22 protein-coding genes and 1 tRNA gene are annotated in these 23,233 nt (G+C 69.2%); 18 read left to right on the forward strand and 5 right to left on the reverse strand.

Annotated elements, in window-relative coordinates; genetic code table 11:
• The first annotated feature begins 7 nt into the window (after nt 1-7).
• The 9 genes from ACFXMV_RS21240 (at nt 8) to ACFXMV_RS21280 (ending at nt 9,312) form a co-directional block, all read left to right on the forward strand.
• Nucleotides 8-1,864: a putative bifunctional diguanylate cyclase/phosphodiesterase gene (locus tag ACFXMV_RS21240; RefSeq protein ID WP_378501318.1), complete on the forward strand. Its 1,857-nt coding sequence runs from the start codon at nt 8-10 to the stop codon at nt 1,862-1,864.
• 192 nt (nt 1,865-2,056) lie between these two features.
• A complete protein-coding gene (locus tag ACFXMV_RS21245) occupies nt 2,057-3,559 on the forward strand; it encodes a sugar transferase (protein ID WP_378503319.1) in 1,503 nt (500 codons plus the stop codon).
• A gap of 44 nt (nt 3,560-3,603) precedes the next feature.
• On the forward strand, nt 3,604-4,350 hold the full coding sequence (locus ACFXMV_RS21250) for a lytic transglycosylase domain-containing protein (RefSeq protein ID WP_378500672.1): 747 nt from the start codon (nt 3,604-3,606) through the stop codon (nt 4,348-4,350).
• 125 nt (nt 4,351-4,475) lie between these two features.
• Nucleotides 4,476-5,771, forward strand: a complete 1,296-nt coding sequence (gene eno / locus ACFXMV_RS21255; RefSeq protein ID WP_378500670.1) for a phosphopyruvate hydratase — start codon at nt 4,476-4,478, stop codon at nt 5,769-5,771.
• 22 nt (nt 5,772-5,793) lie between these two features.
• Entirely contained in the window at nt 5,794-6,537 is a 744-nt protein-coding gene (locus ACFXMV_RS21260) for a septum formation initiator family protein (protein WP_378503320.1), read from the forward strand.
• Nucleotides 6,534-7,091, forward strand: a complete 558-nt coding sequence (locus ACFXMV_RS21265; protein ID WP_378500668.1) for a DUF501 domain-containing protein — start codon at nt 6,534-6,536, stop codon at nt 7,089-7,091. Before ACFXMV_RS21260 ends, ACFXMV_RS21265 begins: the two co-directional genes overlap by 4 nt.
• Nucleotides 7,088-8,032 (forward strand): exopolyphosphatase, encoded by a 945-nt coding sequence (locus ACFXMV_RS21270; protein WP_378500667.1) that lies wholly within the window; start codon nt 7,088-7,090, stop codon nt 8,030-8,032. Before ACFXMV_RS21265 ends, ACFXMV_RS21270 begins: the two co-directional genes overlap by 4 nt.
• Nucleotides 8,033-8,402: 370 nt before the next feature.
• The gene (locus ACFXMV_RS21275) at nt 8,403-9,140 is read left to right on the forward strand and encodes a M23 family metallopeptidase (protein WP_378503327.1); all 738 of its coding nucleotides are present in this window, start codon (nt 8,403-8,405) and stop codon (nt 9,138-9,140) included.
• 98 nt (nt 9,141-9,238) lie between these two features.
• Nucleotides 9,239-9,312, forward strand: a tRNA-Leu gene (locus tag ACFXMV_RS21280).
• A gap of 84 nt (nt 9,313-9,396) precedes the next feature.
• On the opposite strand, the gene ACFXMV_RS21285 is transcribed toward ACFXMV_RS21280, so the two are convergent.
• A complete protein-coding gene (locus tag ACFXMV_RS21285) occupies nt 9,397-9,738 on the reverse strand; it encodes an HNH endonuclease (protein WP_378503321.1) in 342 nt (113 codons plus the stop codon).
• Between the two features lie 675 nt (nt 9,739-10,413).
• Here ACFXMV_RS21285 and ACFXMV_RS21290 point away from each other — a divergent pair.
• Nucleotides 10,414-11,127 carry a M23 family metallopeptidase gene (locus ACFXMV_RS21290; RefSeq protein WP_378500618.1) on the forward strand — a complete coding sequence of 238 codons (714 nt, stop codon included), beginning with the start codon at nt 10,414-10,416 and terminating at the stop codon, nt 11,125-11,127.
• An 84-nt stretch (nt 11,128-11,211) separates the two neighbouring features.
• Here ACFXMV_RS21290 and ACFXMV_RS21295 read toward each other — a convergent pair whose 3' ends face one another.
• A complete protein-coding gene (locus ACFXMV_RS21295; protein ID WP_378500619.1) occupies nt 11,212-12,657 on the reverse strand; it encodes a wax ester/triacylglycerol synthase family O-acyltransferase in 1,446 nt (481 codons plus the stop codon).
• Nucleotides 12,658-12,824: 167 nt separating this feature from the next.
• Here ACFXMV_RS21295 and ACFXMV_RS21300 point away from each other — a divergent pair, with 167 nt between their 5' ends.
• Nucleotides 12,825-13,961, forward strand: coding sequence for a class I SAM-dependent methyltransferase (locus ACFXMV_RS21300; protein ID WP_378500620.1), 1,137 nt, complete (start codon nt 12,825-12,827; stop codon nt 13,959-13,961).
• A 3-nt stretch (nt 13,962-13,964) separates the two neighbouring features.
• On the opposite strand, the gene ACFXMV_RS21305 is transcribed toward ACFXMV_RS21300, so the two are convergent.
• Nucleotides 13,965-14,309, reverse strand: a complete 345-nt coding sequence (locus tag ACFXMV_RS21305; protein ID WP_378500621.1) for a hypothetical protein — start codon at nt 14,307-14,309, stop codon at nt 13,965-13,967.
• Nucleotides 14,310-14,556: 247 nt separating this feature from the next.
• Here ACFXMV_RS21305 and ACFXMV_RS21310 point away from each other — a divergent pair, with 247 nt between their 5' ends.
• The 3 genes from ACFXMV_RS21310 to ACFXMV_RS21320 all read left to right on the forward strand — a co-directional run bounded on the left by ACFXMV_RS21310 (nt 14,557) and on the right by ACFXMV_RS21320 (nt 16,185).
• The gene (locus tag ACFXMV_RS21310; RefSeq protein ID WP_378500622.1) at nt 14,557-15,408 is read left to right on the forward strand and encodes a Bax inhibitor-1/YccA family protein; all 852 of its coding nucleotides are present in this window, start codon (nt 14,557-14,559) and stop codon (nt 15,406-15,408) included.
• Between the two features lie 271 nt (nt 15,409-15,679).
• Complete coding sequence (locus ACFXMV_RS21315; protein ID WP_378500623.1) at nt 15,680-15,889, forward strand: hypothetical protein; 210 nt, start codon at nt 15,680-15,682, stop codon at nt 15,887-15,889.
• Nucleotides 15,886-16,185, forward strand: coding sequence for a hypothetical protein (locus ACFXMV_RS21320; protein ID WP_378500624.1), 300 nt, complete (start codon nt 15,886-15,888; stop codon nt 16,183-16,185). Before ACFXMV_RS21315 ends, ACFXMV_RS21320 begins: the two co-directional genes overlap by 4 nt.
• Before the next feature lie 91 nt (nt 16,186-16,276).
• Here the strand turns inward: ACFXMV_RS21320 and ACFXMV_RS21325 are convergent, their stop codons facing one another.
• Nucleotides 16,277-17,494 carry an acetyl-CoA C-acetyltransferase gene (locus ACFXMV_RS21325; RefSeq protein ID WP_378502456.1) on the reverse strand — a complete coding sequence of 406 codons (1,218 nt, stop codon included), beginning with the start codon at nt 17,492-17,494 and terminating at the stop codon, nt 16,277-16,279.
• Between the two features lie 63 nt (nt 17,495-17,557).
• On the reverse strand, nt 17,558-18,616 hold the full coding sequence (locus ACFXMV_RS21330) for an SGNH/GDSL hydrolase family protein (RefSeq protein WP_378503322.1): 1,059 nt from the start codon (nt 18,614-18,616) through the stop codon (nt 17,558-17,560).
• A gap of 140 nt (nt 18,617-18,756) precedes the next feature.
• Here ACFXMV_RS21330 and ACFXMV_RS21335 point away from each other — a divergent pair, with 140 nt between their 5' ends.
• The 4 genes from ACFXMV_RS21335 to ilvA all read left to right on the forward strand — a co-directional run bounded on the left by ACFXMV_RS21335 (nt 18,757) and on the right by ilvA (nt 23,214).
• Nucleotides 18,757-20,139 carry a cystathionine beta-synthase gene (locus tag ACFXMV_RS21335; RefSeq protein ID WP_378501439.1) on the forward strand — a complete coding sequence of 461 codons (1,383 nt, stop codon included), beginning with the start codon at nt 18,757-18,759 and terminating at the stop codon, nt 20,137-20,139.
• A gap of 42 nt (nt 20,140-20,181) precedes the next feature.
• On the forward strand, nt 20,182-20,730 hold the full coding sequence (locus ACFXMV_RS21340; protein WP_378501438.1) for a hypothetical protein: 549 nt from the start codon (nt 20,182-20,184) through the stop codon (nt 20,728-20,730).
• Nucleotides 20,731-20,751: 21 nt separating this feature from the next.
• Nucleotides 20,752-21,909: a cystathionine gamma-synthase gene (locus ACFXMV_RS21345; protein ID WP_378501437.1), complete on the forward strand. Its 1,158-nt coding sequence runs from the start codon at nt 20,752-20,754 to the stop codon at nt 21,907-21,909.
• Between the two features lie 84 nt (nt 21,910-21,993).
• A complete protein-coding gene (ilvA, locus tag ACFXMV_RS21350; protein WP_378499773.1) occupies nt 21,994-23,214 on the forward strand; it encodes a threonine ammonia-lyase in 1,221 nt (406 codons plus the stop codon).
• Nucleotides 23,215-23,233: the final 19 nt, after the last annotated feature.

Here is a 23,233-nt window from a genome sequence, read left to right on the forward strand (position 1 = left end):
AGGAACGATGGCATTGCACACCCTCGAGGAACTGGTCACCGCAGTCGCGTCGCGCTTGACCGCGACCCACTCTGGGACGTGGGTGTCCTCGGCGGAGGAGGTACTCCGAGACCTGGTCGACTATTTCGACCTCGATGCCTGCTTCCTGAGGCGCAACGACCACAAGATCCGCGCGACGATCTTGATAGCCGAATGGCCGAAGCGGCCGTTCGTGCCCGATCCGGACCCGCTCGGCATCGTCTACTTCGCCGACGCCGACCCGGAATTCGCCAGGGCCGAACACCTGAAGGAGGTCGGATTCGTTCATCCCGGCCAGGACAGTGACGAGTACCAGGACCGGGTGGCCGAGGCCTCCGGCGTGCCGCAGGTGACGCTGGCCGCGGTGCCGCTGCTGTCGGGAGACGTGACGACGGGGACGTTGGGCTTCATCAAGTTCGGGGACCGCGTGTGGAGCATTGCGGAAGTCAACGTACTCAAGGCGATTGCGGCACTGCTGACGCAGGTTCAGGAGAGGGTCCGCGTCGAGGATCATCTCCGATTCTGGGCCGACCACGACGAACTCACCGGGCTGGCGAACCGGCACTGTCTTCTCGAGTGCTTGGAGCGCCGGATGGCCCGCGACATGCCGGGGCCCGTCGCGCTCCTGTTCTTCGATCTGGACCGCCTCAAGTCTCTCAACGATTTCCTTGGTCACAGCGCAGGCGATGCCTTCATCGTGGAAGTGAGCGAACGGTTGCGCAGGCACAGTGACGGCGGGGACATCGTCGCCCGAATGGGCGGGGACGAGTTCGTCGTCCTGTTCGGCGGGGAACTCGACCTCGAGGCGGCTCGCGGTGAGGCGGCGCGGATCAATGTGCTCGTCAATGAAGACGTTCGGCTCGGCCGCGTGTCGGTGAGCCGCGGCGTGAGCATCGGCATCGCCGTCGGGATGCCTGGGCAGTGCTCGGGCGCGGACCTGCTTTGGCAGGCGGACCGCGCGGTACTGGCCGCGAAAGCGCAGGGCGGCAACACCATCGCCGCATTCACCGAGGACATGCGGGCAGAGAGCGAGATCCGCGACATCATCGAGTTGAGTCTCCGGACGTCGATCAACGACGAGTCCCTGCATCTGGTCTATCAGCCGGAGGTCGACCTGCGCGACGGCAGGGTTCTCGCGTTGGAGGCGCTGGTGCGATGGGACCATCCGGTGCTCGGGCTGTTGCTGCCCTCGTCCTTCATCGAGGTCGCGGAATCGACGAACCTGGCATCGGAGCTCGGGGCCTGGGTGTTGCGAACCGCCTGCCGCCAGTTCGCGCGGTGGCGTACCGATATCGAAGGACTCGACATCTGCCTGCGAGTCAACGTGTCCCCGGCGCAACTGGTCGGTCTCGATTTCCTCGACTACGCCGCCCAGGTCCTCGACGAGTACGCGATAACAGGCGAGGACCTGTGCCTGGAGATCACCGAGAATGCGGTGGTGAGTGACCTCGAGCGGACCAGAGTGACCCTGCGGGGACTTGCCGACCTGGGGGTCCGGGTGGCGATCGACGACTTCGGCACCGGTTACAGCGCACTGGCCCAACTCAAGCAACTCGAGGTCGATGCGCTCAAGATCGACCAGGAGTTCATCCGCGACCTCGGTCGCAGTCCGGGGGATCTCGCCATCGTCAAATCCATTGTCAGCCTGGCAAAATCCTTTGATCTGGATCTGGTCGCGGAAGGGGTGGAGTCAGAGCTGGCCGCGCGAACCCTGCTCGAGCTCGGCTGCTTCCGGGCGCAGGGTTTCCTGTTCAGCCGCCCCTTGCCCGTCGATGAAGTGGGTGAACTGCTCGACAGGGGAAGGATCTCGGCGTGGGCGGGAGCGGGCGCCGGATCCCGGCCATGATTACCGAACATGTTCCTCTTTTGATGGCGCTAAAAGAGGAACATGTTCAGCATTGCCTTCGATAACAATCTTGCGGTATGTTTCTGGGGTCGGGCTGCCGGGGAGCGGACGGCCTGACCCTCCAGTTTGGACCTGCCCAAAATGTGCAAATGCGGAAGAATTGCAGAAAGCGAGTTCAGATCAGCTCGGCCGATGGAATCGGCCGACCTCCTGTGCGCCGAGTGCGCGCACAGATACAGAACCGCGGGCGACGGACGCCCTCCGCTGGCAACCCCGATCCCTGTTCGACCGGACTGGGAACGCCGCTACCGCAACGCGGCCGTGGCCTCCGACTGCCTGAGCCTTCTGGCCGCCGATGCGGTGGTCACGCTGGTCTATCACAACGAGTCGGTGCTCGCGTCGCCGTCCAATATCGCTGTCGTACTGGCTGTTCCGCTGACGGCGCTGATCGCGTTGGCGATGGCGCACGCGTGGGATCCAGGGGTGTTCGGCTCCGGGGCGGAGGAGTTCAGACGGGTCGGCTACGCCTATGTCATGGTGATCGCCGCGCTGGCGCTGATCGGGTATGCGGTGGGGACGGCGGCGGGCCAGTCGTGGGTGTTCGGGGCGCTGCCCCTCGCCGCTGTCCTGACGCTGTTCGGGCGGTATGCACTACGGAAATGGCTGCACATCGGCAGGCGATCCGGCGCGTTCCTCCGCTCGGTGCTGGTCGCCGGGGACATCGACTCGGTTCAAGAACTCATCAGGCGGACCCGTCGAGCCTCCTACGCGGGGTGGGAGATCGAGGCCGTGTGCCTCGCCGACGCCGATCACGCCGCGTGTTTCCCGCTCGCGATCGATGACGTGCCCGTTGTCGGAACCGACCACGACATCGTCGGGCTGGTGGCATTGCACGGCTACGAGGCCGTGGCGATACTGCCGTCGACCGGTTGGTCACCGATCCGTACCCAGCGGCTCGCCTGGGGCCTGGAGGGGACGGGAGCGGATCTGCTCATCGCGCCTGCCCTGATGGACATCGTCGGGCCGCGCCTACACATTCGCCCGGTCGCCGGGATGCCGTTGTTGCAGTTGAGCGCGCCGAACTTCACCCGTCCCGCATGGTTGGTCAAGACCGCCCTTGACCGGGTGCTCGCGCTGGGTGTGCTGATCGTCTTCGCTCCGGTGATGGTGGTCATCGGCTGCGCGATCCGCCTGACGAGTCCGGGGCCTGCCCTGTTCAAGCAAACCCGCGTCGGCAGGGGCGGTACGCAGTTCGAGATGTTCAAGTTCCGAAGCATGGTGCGGGACGCCGAAGACAGGCTCGCCGACCTGGCGGACGCCAACGAGGGTGCCGGAGTGCTGTTCAAGATTCGTGAGGATCCGAGAGTGACCCGGGTGGGTCACGTCATCCGGAGATACTCGCTCGACGAGCTGCCCCAGCTGCTCAACGTCGTGGCCGGACACATGTCGCTGGTCGGACCACGGCCGCCGCTCGTCTCCGAGGTGGAGAAGTACGACGACGGCGGTGTTCGGCGCCGCCTGTTCGTCAAGCCGGGACTGACCGGTCTGTGGCAGGTCAGTGGGCGCAGCGATCTCTCCTGGGATGAGTCGGTACGGATGGACCTGCGCTATGTCGAGAACTGGTCGATCGCGCTGGACTTCATGATCTTGTGGAAGACGGCGGGGGCGGTACTGCGCCCGGACGGCGCCTACTGACGCCCGATGACCAGGGCCGGGTGATGAAGCGCCCGCCGATCTGGATGATGGGCGGAGTGAATCGTCGTAAACGCTCGTTCCTGGGCCAGGCCGTCGTTCTCGCGGCTTGTGTGGCCGTGGCCGTCGGGTGCGGCGGTGAGCAGCGGGTGCTCATCCCGCAGGGCATCCCGCCTGGCCCCGGGTCGGCCGTGCCTCCGATAGATGTCGACGCCCCCGGCCGCACCGCCGATCAGCTGCGAGACTGGGCCGCCGGGCAGTCCGGCGCGCTCGGTATCTCCGTCACCGCGCTCGAGGCCTACGGCTACGCGGCCGCGGTGATGAACCAGAGCCGCCCCGACTGCGGCATCGGCTGGACCACGGTGGCCGGCATCGCGAGCGTCGAGAGCAGGCACGGCACCTACCGCGGCTCCAGCGTCGCGCCGACGGGGGACGTCAGCCCGCAGATCCGCGGGATACCGCTCGACGGGGGACCGGGGGTCGCCGAGATCGCGGACACCGACGGCGGCGAGATGGACGGCGACCCGGTGCACGACCGGGCGATGGGCCCGCTGCAGTTCATCCCCGAGACCTGGAACCGGTGGGGCGTCGACGCGAACGGGGACGGCGTCGCGGATCCGGACAACATCGACGACGCCGCGCTGACCGCGGCGCGGTACCTCTGCGCGCGCGGCGGCGACCTGACCTCCGCGGAGGGCTGGCGTCGTGCCCTGATGGCCTACAACCTCTCCGGCGAGTACCTGACGGACGTTCGCGACCGCGCGGCCGCGTACTCGGTGGGGACCAGGCCCTGACACCCGGCCGGGTCCGGCCGTGACCGCGCGGCGCGACGACACGGCCGGTTGCTGCCGTTAGGCTCAGACCTGGCACTATGTAGCGAAATTGTCTACTGGAAACGCCGCCAGAAGGAGAACCATCCGTGGCCATCATTGAGCAGGTCGGAGCTCGCGAGATCCTCGATTCCCGGGGAAACCCCACGGTGGAGGTCGAGGTGCTGCTCGACGACGGCAGCTTCGCGCGTGCCGCGGTGCCCTCGGGCGCGTCCACCGGCGAGCACGAGGCCGTGGAGCTGCGTGACGGCGGCGAGCGCTATGGCGGCAAGGGTGTCGAGAAGGCCGTCGAGGCCGTGCTCGGCGAGATCGCCCCGGCCATCATCGGCATCGACGCCACCGAGCAGCGCGTGGTCGACCAGGCCCTGCTGGATCTCGACGGCACCCCGGACAAGTCCCGGCTCGGAGCCAACGCCCTGCTCGGTGCGTCGCTGGCCGTTGCCCGCGCGGGCGCGGAGTCGTCCGGCCTCGAGCTGTTCCGCTACGTCGGTGGCCCGAACGCGCACGTCCTGCCCGTCCCGATGATGAACATCCTCAACGGCGGCGCGCACGCGGACACCGGCGTCGACGTCCAGGAGTTCATGGTCGCGCCGATCGGTGCCGCCACCTTCAAGGAGTCGCTGCGCTGGGGCACCGAGGTGTACCACTCGCTCAAGTCGGTGCTCAAGGCGAAGGGCCTGTCCACCGGACTCGGCGACGAGGGCGGCTTCGCCCCCGACGTCGCGGGCACCAAGGAAGCGCTCGACCTGATCAGCGAGGCCATCGCGAAGACCGGCCTGAAGCTGGGCACGGACGTGGCGCTGGCCCTCGACGTCGCGGCCACCGAGTTCTACACCGACGGCACCGGCTACAAGTTCGAGGGCAAGAACCGGACCGCCGCGGAGATGGGCGCGTTCTACGCCGAGCTGCTCGGCGCGTACCCGCTTGTCTCCATCGAGGATCCGCTCGACGAGGACGACTGGGAGGGCTGGGTCGCCCTCACCGATCTGATCGGTGACCGGGTGCAGCTCGTCGGCGACGACCTCTTCGTCACCAACCCGGACCGCCTCGAGGAGGGCATCGTCAAGGGCGCCGCCAATGCGCTGCTGGTGAAGGTGAACCAGATCGGCACCCTGACCGAGACGCTGGACGCCGTCGACCTGGCGCACCGCAACGGCTACAAGACGATGATGAGCCACCGCTCCGGCGAGACCGAGGACACCACCATCGCCGACCTCGCGGTCGCCGTCGGCAGCGGTCAGATCAAGACCGGCGCGCCCGCCCGCAGCGAGCGCGTCGCGAAGTACAACCAGCTGCTCCGCATCGAGGAGGCCCTCGGCGACGCGGCCCGCTACGCAGGCGAGCTCGCGTTCCCGCGGTTCACCTTCGACGGCTCGGCGAGCTGAGAGCGGAACTGGTACTGAGCCTATGAGCCAACGCGGTAGGTCACGTCCGGGCGGCAGCCCGGCCGGTCGGGACCCCCGTCGCACCCGCGACGGGTCGGCTGCGCGGCGCCCGTCGCGGGGCCGCACGACCGGACCTACCGCGTCGGCACCGGGCCAGGGACCCGCGGCGGGCGGCAAGCCCGCACCGGAGTTCGAGGGCGAGTCGTCCAGCGAGAAGCCCGTCGGCGCGCGCGGTTCGCGGGCCGGTTCCTCGGGCGAGCAGACGCCCGAACGCACCATCCTCGGGCTCTCCACCGGCAAGGCCGTGATGCTGGCGGTGGTGGTCTGCGCCCTCGCGCTCACCCTGGCCGTCCCGCTGCGCAACTACCTCACCCAGCGCAGCGAGGCGGATCGCGTCGCCGCGCAGCAGCAGGATCTCGAGGACGACCTCAAGCGGCTGACCAGGCAGAAACAGCAGAACGACGACCCCGCCTACATCGCAGCGGAGGCCCGCGAGCGGTTGCAGTACGTCAAGCCCGGCGAGACGCCTTTCCAGGTGCAGCTGCCGGGCGAGGTGGCGACCAGGCCAGAGGAGCTCAGCACGCGCAAGCGGACCGCGGATCCCTGGTACACCGACCTGTGGCGGCCCATCGTGGAGCCGCAGCCGGAACCAAGCCCGGCGCCGTCGCCCGCACCGCAGGCCCCCGGCCCGCCACCGCCCGCACCGGATTCGACCGGCGCGGGTTCGATGACCATTCCTCACGATCAAGGAGGGCCCGTCGGGTGACCGATCCGGCTGACAGCACTTCCCGCCCCGCGGTTTCCCAGGATGACCTGGCCGCGGTGGCCGCCCAGCTCGGCCGCGATCCGCGCGGCGTGCTCGCCATCGCCTACCGGGCCCCGGACGGCACGCCCGGCGTGGTCAAGACCGCGCCCCGGCTGCCGGACGGTACGCCGTTCCCCACGCTGTACTACCTGACCGATCCCCGCCTCACCGCGGAGGCGAGCAGGCAGGAGTCGGCAGGCGTGATGCGGGAGATGACCGAGCGCCTGGACCGCGATCCGGAGCTCGCGCGGGCGTACCTGCGTGCGCATGAGTCGTACCTCGCCGAGCGGAACGAGATCGATTCGCTCGGAACGGATTTCACCGGCGGCGGCATGCCCGACCGGGTCAAGTGCCTGCACGTGCTGATGGCGCATTCGCTGGCAAAGGGTCCGGGGCTCAACCCGCTCGGCGACGAGTCCGTCGCGTTGGCCGCCAGGGGCAAGCTCCGCGGCACCGCGATCCCGGCGGACTGGCCGGAATACACGGGACCGGGCGAGGACGAGGCGGAGCAGTGAGGCGGGTCGCCGCCGTCGACTGTGGCACCAACTCGATCCGCCTGCTCATCGCGGACGCCGACGAGGCGGGCCGGCTGCACGACGTCCGGCGCGAGATGCGGGTCGTGCGCCTCGGGCAGGGGGTCGACGCGACCGGTGCGTTCGCGCCCGAGGCCATCGATCGCACCAGGGTCGCCCTGGAGGAGTACGCGGGCATGATCCGCGAGACCGGTGCCACCGCCGTCCGGATGGTCGCGACGTCGGCGACAAGGGACGCCTCGAATCGCGAGGACTTCTTCGCGATGACGAGGTCGGTCCTGGGCGCAGTGATCGCGGGTGCGGAGGCCGAGGTGATCTCCGGGGATGAGGAGGCGCGGCTGTCCTTCGCAGGCGCCGTGGGCGAACTCGATCCTGCCGCAGGGCCTTTCGTCGTCGTCGACCTCGGCGGCGGATCCACCGAGGTCGTGCTCGGCGACGGCGACGGGGTCCGCGCCGCGCACTCGACCGACATCGGCTGCGTGCGGATCACCGAGCGTTGCCTGCACGACGATCCGCCGACCGCCGAGCAGATCGCGCAGGCTCGGGAGTTCGCGCTTGCGAAGCTCACCGAGGCCTTCGATCGGGTGCCGGTGGAGCAGGCCCACACCTGGGTCGGCGTGGCGGGCACGATGACGACCATCGCCGCCGTCGCGTTGGGACTGCCGCATTACGACGCCGAGAAGGTGCACCTGTCGCGGATGACGCTGCCCCGGCTGCACGAGGTGAACGACGAGCTGGTGCACATGACCCACGACCAGCGCGCCGCCCTCGGGCCGATGCACCCGGGACGGGTCGATGTCATCGGTGGGGGAGCGATCGTCTCCGACGTGCTGGCCGACGAGTTGTCACGCCGGGCGGGGATCACCGAACTGGTGGTCAGCGAGCACGACATCCTCGACGGCATCGCGCTCTCGATCCTGTAGCGCCAGCCCGCGGGCCGTCGGCGCCCCCCAGGTTTCGCTACCCCATCGCGGGGTTCAGGGGAAGAAGATCTTGATAAAGATTTCGTAACAGCATCGAAAATGATGCCATCTTGTTATCTTCGTCACGGGGGTCCGAGGGCTCGCGCTACATGAGCGGCCCAGCCAACGAGAAGAAGGTAGTGCTGTGGGCAATCACCACGGGACGGGCAATCGTTCGAACTTCACCACTGATCCACTCCCCATCCATGGCCGGCACAGCTCCCCGTACGGCCGCCATTGCGCAGCGACCGTCGCGGGTTCCGTCGAAGTCGACACCCAGGCCGAGGTCGCGGTACGCGGCCGCCACCGCGCACCTGCCGGTACGGGTCCGATCAAGGTCGCCACGGTTGCCGCGGCGACGGGCGCGATACTGGTCGGGGGCGCACAGCTCGGCGCGTCTACCGCGACGGCAGTTCCGATTCAGATCCCCGGCCTGCCGCCGCTGGAGATTCCCGATGCGCTGCTGCCTGCGGGCATCCAGCTTCCCCTGGCCAACCCGGCGCCCGCAGTCGTTCCGGTACCCCCGGCCTTCCAGGCGACGCCGGCCGATCTGGTGCCACAGCTCGCCCCGGCGCCCACGGCCCCGGTGCCCGGCGTCGAGGGCGCTTCGGAATGGGCGCACAACCAGCTCGGCGCGCTCCCGTCGAACAATCTGACTCCGGCCCGAACCGTGCAGCCGGTATCGGGCACGCTGACGTCTCATTTCGGGCAGCGCTGGGGGACGCAGCACGGTGGTCTCGACATCGCGGCGCCGATCGGTACCCCGATTCAGGCAGCCACCAACGGCACCGTCATTTCCGCGGGTCCGGCCTCCGGCTTCGGGCTGTGGGTGCGCGTACAGGACGACGATGGAACGACCACGGTGTACGGCCACATCAACGAGTTCCTGGTCGACGTGGGCCAGCAGGTGGCGGCCGGTGAGCAGATTGCAACCGTCGGAAATCGTGGTCAGTCGACCGGACCGCACCTGCACTTCGAGGTCTCGAATCCCGATGGGCAGAAGATCGACCCCGCCCAGTGGCTCCAGGAGCGTGGAATCTCGCCGACCTGGAACGGCGATTCGCATTAGCCGCGCCGATCGCTGTGGCGGGCGCGCTAGCATCCACGTGTCCGGTCCGGCCGTTCTCGCGGTCGGTCCGGATGCGGCTGTCTTGATGCGATGGCAGCGCCCCCATAGCCCAATTGGCAGAGGCAGCGGACTTAAAATCCGCCGAGTGTCGGTTCGAGTCCGACTGGGGGCACTCTGTCTCCGCAGGTAGAACCGTTGTCGGAGTGCTGGCGGCGGATCTGTCGAGAAGGCCGCTGCAGCAGCGTCCCTCAATTGCTCAGGGTGTGTCCTGCACATCCATCTGTGGGTCGGTATCCGGTGGGCTCGCGAAGCGCGTGCTCATCGTTGAGTTGATCTCGTGCTGGCGTAGCAGGAAGGCCTTCTCGTCGTGCCCCTTGCGCCGCATCCAGGCGGTGACCTCGGTGTTGCACTTGCTGGCGTTGCACGACGCGCAGGACGGCACGATATTGCCGAGCGTGTAGCGACCGCCACGCGAAATCGGCAACACGCAGTCGCGCTGGAGCGGTTCACCTTGCGCGCCGCAGTAGGCGCAGCCATTCCACGCCGCCTTGAGTGCAGTCCAGTGCTGGGTGCTGAGGTCGTGCTCGACGCGATCCATTCGACTCTTTCGTCGACGCGCGTACCTGGATTTACGACTGCGGCTGGGCGGGACGGCCAACTGGATCAGCCGCCGTCCGGATGGGAAGCGGCGAACAACGTCATGTCGAGCAGTATCCCAGGCCTATTGCCCGGCGTTGAGGTGCTGTGGATCGCCGCGCGGGAAATGTTCGATCCTCAGGGGAACCCGAGTCGGCGCCGAACCGGCCCTCTCGCGGCGCTCGTCGATGCTTCATTAGCACCTTCGAGAACCGATTCGAGCCGGTCGCCCACCGTCATTCTTGTGACGTCAGTCACCGATCCTTCGCGTCGGTCCGGTGTCCGATTTCGCCGGATCTTGGGCCGCTCCGACCGCGCGCGGCGCAAAACCGGCCGGTTTGTTACCTCGCCGTGACTCAAATCGTGTCGCTGCGAATTCTGCGCCTGACCACTTGTTTGTGGCCGTCGGCGGCGTGGATTCCGCAATTTGTCGCAGGTGGGGAGGCGCGTGGACGCCGAGGATCGGGGCGATGGGCAAGGTGGGACGGCGGCAACTCGATCGATCAAGATCGTATTTAGATAAAGATTCGATCACGGTGGACGTGTCGATATCGTTTCGTTACCTTCGTTGTGGGGGTCCGAGGTTGCACGGCCCAAAAGCTGCGACCAAGAAGCCAACGAAGATGAGGTAAAGACTGTGGGAACTCTCCGCAGGACGTTCAATCGTTCCAACTCGATCACCACCGCGCGTCGCCTGAAGGGCGCCACCGTCGCCGTCGCGACGGGCGCGATCCTGGTCGGGGGCATGCAGCTCGGATCCGCCACCGCGTCCGCCGCTCCGATCGATCACCAGGCCTTCGCCGCCGTGCCCTTCCAGCTCCCGCAGGAACTGCTTCCCCAGAGCGTCTCCGCGCCCGCCGCGCTGCCCGACATCACCGCGGCGCAGCAGTGGGTCAACGACCAGATCCGCGCGCTCAACCCCGGCGGCTCGGTCGCCCCGCTCAAGGCTCGCGCCGTGCAGCCGGTCAACGGCACGCTGACGTCCAGCTACGGCCCGCGTTGGGGTACGCAGCACGGCGGCATCGACATCGGGGCCAACATTGGCACCCCGATTCTGTCGGCGGCGGACGGCACGATCATCTCCGCCGGTCCGGCCTCCGGGTTCGGGCTGTGGGTGCGCGTCCAGCACACCGACGGATCCATCTCCGTCTACGGCCACATCAACGAGCACCTCGTCAATGTTGGCCAGCCGGTCGCGGCCGGCCAGCAGATCGCGACCGTGGGCAACCGTGGTCAGTCCACCGGGCCGCACCTGCACTTCGAGGTGTATGACCCGGCCGGAAATCAGGTCGACCCGAACGTGTGGCTGCGGGACAACGGAGTCGGTGTGACCTGGGGCAGTGCCTCCTAGGCTGAGATCGACTTTCATGCGCGCGGGGCGCGGACTTGCTGACGTCATTGGCAGCTCGTCCGCGCCCCGCGCGCATTGAGCTGCCTACAGGCCGACGGCGGTCTCCAGTGCGCGTAGCTCGTCGTCGAGGTGGTCCAGGAGCGGATCCAGGTCCGGCAACGCGCGCCTGCAGCCGGTCAGGCCGAACGCGATCGTGTCGTCGCAGCTGGTGCAGGTGATGTTCAGGGCCTGCCCGTCCGCCGGGAACGCGATCGGATACAGCCCGTCGAGCCGGGCCCCATTCCAGTAGCGCGGCGTGCGGGGACCGGGAACGTTGGAGATCACGACGTTGAACGGGGGGCGGACCGCCCCGCTGCTGCCGGCGACCACGTGCAGCGCGGCCGGGGCCATCCCCACCGCGCTCATCGCCAGAATCTGCGACGGGCGCATGCCGGTCAGCGATTCCTTGCCCTCGAGCATCGACGTCCGGACGGTCTCGAGTCGCTGCGCCGGATCGGCGAGGTGGGTGGCGAGATTGCACATCAGGATGCCGAACGAGTTGCCTGCGGGCTCGTCGGCTGAGTCGCCGCCTTCTGAGACGGGCTCGTCGGCGGAGCTGCCGCGCAGTGACACCGGCACGGCGGCGATCAGCGGCAGCTCGGGCAGCGCGTCCAGCGACAGCATGAAGGTGCGCAGGCCGCCCGAGCACATCGCGAGGACAATGTCGTTGACGGTGGCGTCGACGGCCTTGGCGATCAGGCGCAGTCGCTCGATCGGCCAGGACCGCGCCGCGTAGCGCCGCGCCCCGGCGATGGGCACGTTGAGGATGGTGTTCGGGGCCGCGAACGACAGGGAGCCGCCCTGTTCGCGCAGGGCGCGGGCCACGGTGCTCGCCACCGCGGGGGCGATCGCGGCCGCCCCGCCCACCATCTCGGCGGCTGCGCGGGCCGCGGAGATGGGCAGCCCGAGGACGCCGCCGTGGTCTTCGGTCTCGGCAGTGGGGTCCTCGGACACGTGGGTCTCCTGGGCCGGGTACCCGGTGTCCCAGACTGTGGGCATCGCCCGTTCGGTCGGGTCCTCGCTCAGCGAGCGGACCAGCATGCGCATCGCCGACACTCCGTCCGAGACGGCGTGGTGAACCTTCGTGTAGACCGCGAATCGTCCGTCGCGCAGGCCCTCGATCAGGTGCATCTCCCACAACGGTCGGTGCCGGTCCATGGGTGCCGCGTGCAGTTGTGCGCACAGATCGAGCAGTTCACGCATCCCGCCTGGCTGCGGCAGGGCGTCGTGGCGAACGTGGTACCCCAGCTCGAACCCGCCGTCCTCTTCCCAGGCCCACTGTCCGAGCGATGACCACGACCGCGTCGCGCGCTGACGAAACCTTTGTGCCGCAGTGTCATTCGCGATCGCGGCATCGAACAGCCCTCGCAGGTCGGCGGCGTCGGCGCCCTCAGGTGGCTCGAAAAGCTGTAGCCCGCCGACGTGCATCGGATGTTCGCGCGATTCGGCCAGCAACCACATCGAGTCGGCGGGGGACATCGGCAGAAGCATGGCTGTGACTCCTGATTCTCGACCGCTGCCCCGGTCGGGTGAATTCCGTTGAGTTTGTTGTACCCGTTCGTTTCTCGGCCCGCTACTTGTCGCGCGTCCAGTCACGGGGCGGACGGCTGAGGTGGTCGCTCGTCCATGTCGGGGCCCGGGCCTGGAACAATCGAGTGGTGCCGGTCCCCGAAGAAGTCCTCTCCCAGCTGCGGCGGTTCCCCGACGTGGAGGCGCCGAACCTGTTCGCGGTCGACGGTGCGGACCGGCTGATCCTGGACGAGGCAGGCGCGGCGCTGCAGGGCGCCGCGCCGGCGACGGTCGCGGTGATCGGCGACCACTACGGCGCCCTCACACTGGGGGCGGCGGCCGGCTTCGGCGCCGACGGCATCCGGGTCCACCAGGATCCGCTCACCGGCGAGCTGGCGCTGTCGCACAACGCCGCGCGCGCCGGTCTGCGCGACGCCTACCGTTCCTGCGGGCTCGACGCGGACCTGCTCGCCGGTGCGCGTGTGCTGCTCGTGCAGTTGCCGCGCAGCCTGTCCGCGCTCGCCGAGATCGCGGAGGCCGCGGCCCGGTTCGCCGATCCGGAGGTGGTGATCTACGCGGGCGGCCGCGACAAGCACATCACCCCGGCCATGAACGAGGTGCTCGCCCGCAGCTTCGGCGACGTGCACGCCACCCGGGGTCGACAGAAGTCCAGGGTGCTCGTCGCGCGCGGCCCGCTGGATCCGCCAGCCGAGCCGACCTACCCGGTGCGCGAGCGGGTGAGCGAGCTCGACATGGAGGTGGTCGCTCACGGGGCCGCCTTCGCGGGCACCAAGCTCGACATCGGAACCCGGTTCCTGCTCGACTACCTTCCCCGGATGAATCCGGACGCCCGCTCGGCGATCGATCTCGGCTGCGGCACAGGGATTCTCGCCGTCGCGCTGGCCCGTTCCCGCGCCGACCTGCGGGTGGTCGCGACCGATCAGTCCGCGGCTGCGGTCGCGTCGACGGCGGCCACGGCGCGCGCGAACGGGGTCGGCGACCAGGTGACCGCGCTGCGCGATGACGTCATGTCCACCCTCGGTGACGCCACCGCCGACCTGATCGTCTGCAACCCGCCGTTTCACGTGGGCGCGGCCGTGCACACCGGGGCGGCGCTGTCGATGTTCCGCGCCGCGGGCCGGGTGTTGCGCGACGGCGGCGAGCTGTGGACCGTCTACAACTCGCACCTGGGGTACCGCGGCGCGCTGCGGAAATCGGTCGGCCCCACCGAGCTGGTCGGGCGGAACCCGAAGTTCACCGTCGCCCGGTCGGTCAAGGGGATGTGACGGCTACCGGACCGGTCCGCCGTCGATCGGCGCACCATCGACCTGGCCGAGGTCGAAGCCCAGATCTTCGACGATGACCCCGTCCACGATCTCGGCCTCCACCGATTCGGCGTCGTCGGACTGCGGACGGGAGTCGTCTTCGAGTGGGATGTCCGGTTCTTCCTCGGCGAGCCGCTGGTCGAGGCTCTCGCCCTGGGCCGCCTCCGCCGCGGTGGTCCCGAACCGGTCGGCCTCGCTCCAATGCTCGGGTGCGTCCACGACATCGTCGCCGTCGTAGTTGCGAACTTCGTCCGAATCGACGGATTCGCTGGCGCTGAGGGTCTGGTCCGGCCCGTCCTCGGTGCTCATGAGTCAATGATGCCACCGCCACGGGCAAGTCGTGGCAGGTGAACCTCGGTTTTCGTGCGATGGGCGAAGCGACCCGCGGACGGTAGAGTTCTCAACTGTCCCGTCCCGGATCGATTGGATCGAAGTGGCGGGAACTTACGGTCATGTGTGAGACGTTTTACCAACAGAACGGGATTTCCCGTCGCGGTCGGGCCACAGCGGCACGGCAGGGGTCCTTCGGGACCGACCTATAGAAGGGACACGCACGGTGCGCACCACCAGCAACCCGGTGTTCCGCAACCTCCCCAAGCAGGAGGGCAGCGGATATGCCTCGTTCGGTTCTGCCGCGGCAGGCGCGGGGCAGATGACTCAGCAGTTCGGTCAGCCGCAGTACACGCAGGCTGAGCCGTACACGACCGGTCCGGCTCAGCGGGCCATGACCATCGACGACGTCGTCACCAAGACGGGCATCACGCTCGGCGTGCTGACGATCGCCGCGATCATCTCCTACGTCATGGTCAACGCGAATGCGGGCCTCGCGACGCCGTTCGTGATCGGCGGCGGTCTCGTCGGACTCGGCCTGGTCCTCGTCGCCACCTTCGGCCGCAAGATGGACAACCCGGCGATCGTGCTCGCCTACGCGGCGGCGGAAGGCATCTTCCTCGGCGCGCTGTCGTTCATGTTCACCGACATCACGTTCGGCGGCGCGGGCGGCTCCACCCTCATCGCGCAGGCCGTGCTCGGCACGTTCGGCGTGTTCTTCGGCATGCTCGTGGTCTACAAGACCGGCGCCATCCGCGTCACCCCGCGGCTGACCCGGATGATCATCGGCGGCATGATCGGCGTCCTGGTGCTCGCACTCGGCAACATGGTCGCCAGCTTCTTCACCCCGGGCGGTCTCGGCCTGCGCGACGGCGGCGGCCTGGCGATCATCTTCAGCCTGGTCTGCATCGGTCTCGCGGCGTTCAGCTTCCTGCTGGACTTCGACGCGGCCGACCAGCTGATCCGGGCCCAGGCGCCGGAGAAGGCGGCGTGGGGCGTCGCGTTCGGCCTCACCGTCACCCTGGTGTGGCTGTACGTCGAGATCCTGCGACTGCTGAGCTACTTCAACAGCGACTAGTCGCACGCGCTCAACCCCCGAACGGGCGGTTACCGGGACAACGGCCGAGAGGCCTGCCCAGTAACCGCCCGTTCGGCGTTGTGGATCACCGGAAAGTTATCCACAACCTGGCTTTTCGGTGGCCAGAAGGGTGTCGCGGCTGGTGATGCTGACGCGGTGGGAATCTACGACGCGCCGTTTCGGGGATCGAACGCGGTTGCGGTGGATCGACCCAGGGGAGCCGGCGGAGGTGATCCGCCGCGGACGCCACAGACCGGCCAACGGGCTGCTGATGCACGACTACCGCCTCGAACCAGACGAGGTCACCGTCGTAGACGGGATGCAGGTGGCGATCCCGGCGCGCGCGGGCTTCGACCTGGCACGTCGGCTGCCGCGGAAGCAGGCGATTGTCGCGCTCGATGCGCTCTGCAACGCGACGAAGTCGAAGCCCGAGGCGATTGCCGACATCGCGGATCGCCGGAAACTCACCCCCGCCTGGTGATTGTCGACGCCGGGCTGCCGAGGCCGGAAACGCAGATCGTGCACGTCGGGGACGACGGCTGGGAGTGGGCACGGTCGGACATGGGCTGGCGGGAGTGGCGGGTGCTGGTCGAGTACGACGGCGAACACCACTGGACGGATCGCAGGCAGAGAGCGTGGGACCTCGAGCGTCTGGCGCGGATCGAGGCGCTCGAGTGGACGGTGGTGCGCGTCGGGTCGGAGCTGCTCTACGACCGCCCGACCGAACTGGTCCGCCGGGTGCGCGCAAAACTCCGCGCGGCCGGGGCTCCGGTGTAGCGACGAACGGGCGGTTACCGGGACATCGGCCGAGAGGCCTGCCCGGTAACCGCCCGTTCGTGGACGCTATGGAACTAGCTCAGGCGCTGGATCAGCTCAAACGCTCCAGCACCATCGCCATGCCCTGACCGCCGCCGACGCACATGGTCTCGACGCCGAAGGTCTTGTCCTGCTCACGCAGGTTGTTGATCAGCGTGTTGGTGATGCGGGCACCGGTCATGCCGAACGGGTGACCAAGGGCGATCGCGCCGCCCGAGATGTTGATCTTGTCCTCGTCGAGGTCCAGCGCGCGGGCGGAGCCGATGACCTGCACCGCGAACGCCTCGTTGATCTCGTACAGGTCGATGTCCGAGGTCGTCATCTTCGCGTAGCCGAGGGCCTTCTTGACCGCCTCGATCGGGCCGAGGCCCATGATCTCGGGGGACAGGCCGGTGGCGGCGGTGGCGACGACGCGCGCCAGCGGGGTCAGGCCGAGGGCCTTCGCCTTGGTGTCGCTCATGATGACGAGCGCGGCGGCGCCGTCGTTGAGCGGGCAGGCGTTGCCGGCGGTGACGGTGCCGTCCGGACGGAAGACCGGCTTGAGCTGGCTGATCTTCTCGTAGGCGGTGCCGGCGCGCGGGCCGTCGTCGGTGCTGACGACGGTGCCGTCGGCCAGGGTGACCGGGGTGATCTCCTTGGCGAAGAAGCCGCGGTTGATGGCCTCCTCGGCGCGGTTCTGGCTGCGGACGCCCCAGCGGTCCTGGTCCTCGCGGCTGATGCCGGTCAGGGACGCGACGTTCTCCGCGGTCTGGCCCATCGAGATGTAGATGTCGGGGGTCAGGCCGTCCTCGCGGGGGTCCTTCCACGCGATGCCGCCCTGGGTGGCCAGCTCGGTGCGGGCCTGCGCGTCGGCGTACGCGGCGTTCTTGGTGTTCGGCCAGCCGTCGGCGCTGCCGGTGGCGAAGCTGGACACCGACTCGACGCCTGCGGAGATGAACACGTCGCCCTCGCCCGCGCGGATGGCGTGCATGGCCATCCGGGTGGTCTGCAGCGAGGAGGAGCAGTAGCGGTTGATGGTGACGCCGGGCAGGAAGTCGTACCCGAGCGTGGTCGCGACGACCTTGGCGATGTTGTAGCCGGACTGTCCGCCCGGCTGGCCACAACCCATCATCAGGTCGTCGATCTCGGTCGGGTCCAGCTCGGGGATCTTCGCGAGGGCCGCGGCGACCATCTGAGCGGCCAGGTCGTCGGGACGGACGTCCTTGAGCGAACCCTTTCCAGCGCGGCCGATGGGCGAGCGCACGGCGGAGACAATGACGGCCTCGGGCATGAGAACTCCTTATTTCTTCGTTGCGTTATTGGTGACGCATTACTGGACGATTTGAGTGAGACGTTACGTGGCGCTCGCGGAGCGCTGTCGACGCCGTCGGTCATCGACGATCTTGAGCACGCCCGAGGTCGGCTCCGGAGCCACCTGATCGGCCCCGGGTTCGCCGCGCCGCGCCCGGCGTGCGGTGTCGCGACGCCAGAGGAACCGGTTCGCGGCCGCGGTGAACCGGGCGACGGCCCGACGCGATTCGGCGGCCTCGGAGACCGCGGGCAGCTCGGGCAGCGGACCACCCTCCCATTCCCCGAGCGCGGCGGCGAGCACGGGCAGCAGCTGGCGGGCGGCGAGCTCGTAGCCGGCGGCAGACGGATGGAAGTGGTCGGCGGAGAACATGGTGTCCGGCGCGGCCAGGAACTCCGGGGCGAGCAGGTCGGCGAGGGCGACGGGGTGACCGCCCGCCTCGAGGACGGCGGTGGCCTGCGCGCCTGCGAGCCGGTGTCCCCAGTTGCGGACCACGGTGCGCAGCGGCTGTGGGATGGCGGTGACCACGCCGAGGTCGGGACAGGTGCCGACGACCACGACGCTGCCGTTGCGCCGCAGCCGCTCCACCGCGTCGCCGAGCCTGCGGGCGGAGGCGCGCACCGAGTTCTTGGCGGTGACGTCGTTGGCGCCGACCAGGATCACCGCGGCGTCCGGCGGCGGACCCGCGATGAACATCGCGTCGACCTGACCCTTGAGGCCCTTCGACGTGGCGCCGCCGATCGCCTTGGTGGACAACCGGATCCGCTTGCCGGTTTCCTCGGCGAGGCCGCGGGCCACCAGCACGCCCGGCACCTCGTCGGGGACCGCGCAGCCGACCCCGACCGCGGTCGAGTCGCCAAAGATCATCAGGTGGATGTCGAAAGCGGCGCCGAGCCGCCATCGCTCGGGGGCCTCGCAGCCTGCGGTGTAGATACCGTCGGCCTCGGGCGGTTTGGCGACGTTGCGGCCGATCACGCCGCGCGCGGCGGTGGCCTGGCCCATCAGGTAGTTGTAGAGCGCCCACGACGCCGTGCCTGCCGAGGATCCCGCGACGACCGCGGCCGCGCTTGCTTTCGCGGCCGTCTTCCATCCGCTGGTGGGCACCGGATTCACCCTCCGCTCGTCGCGAGTGCTACCGGCCCCAAATCTAGTGGGAAAGCCCGCGGTGCGTGGGGTCAGCGCGCCGCGACCCTTCAGGAGGGACCTGGTGTTGCCCTCACCGGGCGCTCTGGGACCATGGAGGCATGCGCATCGCGGATCATGTCGTCGACCTCATCGGAAATACTCCGCTGGTCAAGCTGAACTCGGTGGTCGAGCCCGGCTCGGGTCTGGTGGCCGCCAAGATCGAGTACCTCAACCCGGGCGGTTCCTCCAAGGACCGGATCGCGGTCAAGATGGTCGACGCCGCCGAGGCGTCGGGTGAGCTCAAGCCCGGCGGCACCATCGTCGAGCCCACGTCGGGCAACACCGGCATCGGTCTGGCGCTGGTCGCGCAGAAGCGTGGCTACAAGTGCGTGTTCGTCTGCCCGGACAAGGTCAGCGAGGACAAGCGCAACGTCCTCAAGGCGTACGGCGCCGAGGTCGTGGTCTGCCCGACCGCCGTGCCGCCGGAGCACCCGGACAGCTACTACAACGTGTCCGACCGCCTGGTGCAGGAGATCCCCGGCGCCTGGAAGCCGAACCAGTACTCCAACCCCGGCGGCCCCGAGAGCCATTACGAGACCACCGGCCCCGAGATCTGGCGCGACACCGACGGCAAGATCACCCACTTCGTGGCGGGCGTCGGCACCGGCGGCACCATCACCGGTACCGGTCGCTACCTCAAGGAGGTCTCCGGCGGCAAGGTCAAGGTCATCGGCGCCGACCCGGAGGGCTCCGTCTACTCGGGCGGCACCGGGCGGCCGTACCTCGTCGAGGGCGTCGGCGAGGACTTCTGGCCCACCGCCTACGACCCCTCGATTCCCGACGAGATCATCGCGGTCTCCGACGCCGACTCGTTCGACATGACGCGGCGCCTCGCCCGCGAGGAGGGCCTGCTGGTCGGCGGTTCCTGCGGCATGGCCGTGGTGGCGGCGCTGCGGGTGGCCGAGCGCGAGCCCGACGCGGTGATCGTCGTGCTGCTGCCCGACGGCGGCCGCGGCTACCTCTCGAAGATCTTCAACGACAAGTGGATGGCCTCGTACGGCTTCCTGCGCACCCCGCTGGATGGCAAGACGCACGAGCCAACGGTCGGCGACGTGCTGCGCGGCAAGTCGGGCGAGCTGCCCGATCTGGTGCACACGCATCCGTCCGAGACGCTGCGCGACGCCATCGAGATCCTGCGCGAGTACGGCGTCTCGCAGATGCCGGTCGTCGGCGCCGAGCCGCCCGTGATGGCGGGCGAGGTCGCGGGCAGCGTCACCGAGCGGGACCTGCTCTCCGCCGTGTTCGAGGGCCGGGCGCAGCTCGCGGATCCGGTCGCCAAGCACATGAGCCCGCCGTTCCCGCTGATCGGCTCGGGCGAGCCGGTTGGCGCCGCGACCAAGGCGCTCGGCGACTCCGACGCGCTGATGGTCGTCGACGACGGCAAGCCCGTCGGTGTGATCACCCGCCACGACCTGCTCGGCTTCCTCAGCGCCGGGGGATAGCTCGAACGGGGTCGACCGTCAGGCGGGCGTTAGGATCCCCGCATGGGGGAAATACGATCTCGGGTGGGGATTCTCGCCGCGACGGTGGCGGTGCTGGTGTCCGGCTGTTCGACGCTGACGAGCGGCACACCGGTTGCGGTGTCGGACGATTCGGGCCGGGGCGGCGCCGCGGCGACGGAACTGTCCGCGGCCGAGGCGCCGGACTGCGAGACGATGGCCGGTGCGCTCGGCGGCGCGCTTGTCGGGATGGCGCTGGCGAACCGGACCACGCTGCCGGGCAGCACCGACCCCCTCTGCCTGTGGTCCGAGGGGGATTTCACCGGGACCCAGCGCAACCTTTTCGTCAGCGTCAAGGGCAACGGGTTCACCGAGGCGATGCTCGAGGCCTCGAGGGGGAAGAAGAGCCTCGGGGTGCTCGACGAGCCGCGGGCGGACGAGCTGGGCGGCCTCGTGATCAAGGTCAACGACACGGTGTACACACTCACGATGGCGGGCCGCAGCGTCGACGCAGGCAGCCACGGCAACCAGGGGTACACCGAATCGGAGTACATCGACGCGCTCGTCTCGGTTGCCCGATTACTGCCGAATTAGTGGCTCGCTAGGCTTACCGGCATGAGCGAGCACAGCAACGCAGCGCAGGGATTCTCCACCAGGGCCGTTCACGCCGGGTACGAGCCGGATCCGCTGACCGGCGCGGTGAACGTGCCGATCTACGCCAGCTCGACCTTCGCCCAGGACGGCGTCGGCGGCATGCGGAGCGGGTTCGAGTACGCCCGCACCGGGAACCCGACCCGGCGCCCGCTCGAGGCGAACCTCGCGGCCCTCGAGTCCGGCACCTTCGGTCGCGCGTTCGCGTCCGGCATGGCGGCCACCGACTGCCTGCTGCGCTCGGTGCTGCGCCCCGGCGACCACCTGGTGATCCCGAACGACGCCTACGGCGGAACCTTCCGGCTGATCGACAAGGTGTTCACCCAGTGGGGCATCGAGCACACCCCGGCCGCGGTGTCCGACGTGGACGCGGTCCGCGCCGCGATCCGCCCGAACACCAAGCTGGTGTGGGTGGAGACCCCGACCAACCCGCTGCTGAACATCGGCGACATCGAGGCACTGGCCGGGGTCGCGCACGAGGCCGGGGCAAAGCTGGTGGTGGACAACACCTTCGCGTCCCCTTACCTGCAGCAGCCGCTGAGCCTGGGCGCCGACATCGCGCTGCACTCGACGACCAAGTACATCGGCGGGCACTCCGACGTCGTCGGCGGCGCGCTGGTCACCGACGACGAGGAACTCGACACGGCCTTCGCGTTCCTGCAGAACGGCGCGGGCGCGGTGCCCGGCCCCTTCGACGCGTACCTGACCATGCGCGGCATCAAGACCCTCGCGCTGCGGATGGAGCGGCACAGCGAGAACGCCGAGAAGATCGTCGACCTGCTCACCGGCCACGCCGCGGTCTCGCAGGTGATCTACCCCGGCCTCGAGTCGCACCCGGGCCACCAGGTCGCGGCCAAGCAGATGCGCCGCTTCGGCGGCATGATCTCGGTGCGCCTGGCGGGCGGCAAGCAGGCCGCGCTCGACTTCTGCTCGCGGACCGAGATCTTCACCCTCGCCGAGTCGCTCGGCGGTGTCGAGTCGCTGATCGAGCACCCCGGCGCGATGACCCACGCGTCGACCGCGGGCTCAGCCCTCGAGGTGCCGGACGACCTGGTCCGGCTCTCGGTCGGCATCGAGGACGCCGCGGACCTGCTTGCCGACGTGGAGCAGGCGCTGAAGTAGGCGGCTCCGCCGCCCGTGAGTACTTGTGGCCCGCGTAGGGGCCACAAGTACTCACAGGCGCCGCAGGCGCCTTAGGCTGGCGCCGTGGAACTCGTGACGAGGGACCAGATCGCGGCGGCGGCGCAGCTGCTCGCTCCGGTGATCCGCCGGACCCCGATGCTCGCATCCAGGGTGCTCTCGGAGCGAAGCGGCCACGACGTGTGGCTCAAGTGTGAAAACCTTCAGCGCACAGGCTCTTTCAAGCCGCGCGGCGCCTACAACCGGATCGCGAACCTGACCGCGGAGCAGCGCGCGGGCGGCGTGGTCGCGGCCAGCGCGGGAAACCACGCGCAGGGTGTCGCGTGGGCGGCGAGCAGGCTCGGGATCGAGTCCACCGTCTTCATGCCGATCGGGGCGGCGCTACCGAAGCTCGTCGCGACCAGGGCGTACGGCGCGACGGTCCACCTGCGTGGGCATACCGTCGACGACGCGCTGCTGGCGGCCGAGGAGTTCGCCGCCGCGACCGGCGCCGTGCTCATCCACCCGTTCGACCACGTCGACGTCGTCGCGGGCCAGGCCACCGTCGGGCTGGAGATCCTCGAGCAGCTTCCGGAGGTCGGCACCATCGTGGTGCCCACCGGCGGCGGTGGGCTGCTCGCGGGCATTGCGGCCGCGGTCCGGGACTCCGGACGCCGGGTGCGGCTGGTCGGGGTGCAGGCCGAGCAGGCGGCGGCCTGGCCGCGGTCGCTGGCCGAGGGCGGACCGGTCGCGGCGCAGGCCCTGTCGACCATGGCCGACGGGATCGCTGTCGGACGCCCGGGCGCGGTGCCGTTCGCGCACGTCAGCGCGCTGGTCGACGAGGTGGTCACGGTCAGCGAGGATGCGCTGTCCCGGGCGTTGTTGCTGTGCAGCGAACGGGCCAAGCTGATCGTCGAGCCCGCGGGGGCGGCCGCGGTGGCGGCGCTGATGACCTGCGGTGCGGAGCATCTGCGGCTCGCCGGGCCCGTGTGCGCGGTGCTGTCCGGCGGCAACATCGACCCGCTGCTGCTCACCCACGTGATCACCCACGGGCTGCGGGCCGCCGGACGCTACCTGGCGGTGCGCGTCACCATCCCGGACCGGCCCGGTGGACTGGTGCGACTGCTCGGCGTGGTGAGCGCGATCGAGGCCAGCGTGGTGGACGTTGTGCACTCGCGGACCGCGCGCGACCTGGGACTGGACGAGGTGGAGGTGCTGCTGACCCTGGAGACGCGGGGGACGGACCACCGCGACGAGGTGCTCGGCGCCCTCGCGGCGGCCGGCTTCTCCGTGCGGGTGCAGGAATAGCTCGGGCGCGGCAACCGGA

Origin of the sequence: Rhodococcus sp. NPDC059179, assembly GCF_042754885.1 — a bacterium.
In the GTDB taxonomy this organism is placed as follows: Bacteria; Actinomycetota; Actinomycetes; order Mycobacteriales; family Mycobacteriaceae; genus Rhodococcus_G.

Coding starts and splice junctions, on each gene's coding strand:
- ACFXMV_RS21335 (WP_378501439.1), top strand. CDS start 18,757: ATGCGCATCGCGGATCATGTCGTCGACCTCATCGGAAATACTCCGCTG.
- ACFXMV_RS21295 (WP_378500619.1), bottom strand. CDS start 12,657: ATGCTTCTGCCGATGTCCCCCGCCGACTCGATGTGGTTGCTGGCCGAA.
- ACFXMV_RS21315 (WP_378500623.1), top strand. CDS start 15,680: ATGCACGACTACCGCCTCGAACCAGACGAGGTCACCGTCGTAGACGGG.
- ACFXMV_RS21285 (WP_378503321.1), bottom strand. CDS start 9,738: ATGGATCGCGTCGAGCACGACCTCAGCACCCAGCACTGGACTGCACTC.
- ACFXMV_RS21245 (WP_378503319.1), top strand. CDS start 2,057: ATGGAATCGGCCGACCTCCTGTGCGCCGAGTGCGCGCACAGATACAGA.
- ACFXMV_RS21345 (WP_378501437.1), top strand. CDS start 20,752: ATGAGCGAGCACAGCAACGCAGCGCAGGGATTCTCCACCAGGGCCGTT.
- ACFXMV_RS21340 (WP_378501438.1), top strand. CDS start 20,182: ATGGGGGAAATACGATCTCGGGTGGGGATTCTCGCCGCGACGGTGGCG.
- ACFXMV_RS21305 (WP_378500621.1), bottom strand. CDS start 14,309: ATGAGCACCGAGGACGGGCCGGACCAGACCCTCAGCGCCAGCGAATCC.
- ACFXMV_RS21250 (WP_378500672.1), top strand. CDS start 3,604: ATGATGGGCGGAGTGAATCGTCGTAAACGCTCGTTCCTGGGCCAGGCC.
- ACFXMV_RS21325 (WP_378502456.1), bottom strand. CDS start 17,494: ATGCCCGAGGCCGTCATTGTCTCCGCCGTGCGCTCGCCCATCGGCCGC.
- ACFXMV_RS21260 (WP_378503320.1), top strand. CDS start 5,794: ATGAGCCAACGCGGTAGGTCACGTCCGGGCGGCAGCCCGGCCGGTCGG.
- ACFXMV_RS21240 (WP_378501318.1), top strand. CDS start 8: ATGGCATTGCACACCCTCGAGGAACTGGTCACCGCAGTCGCGTCGCGC.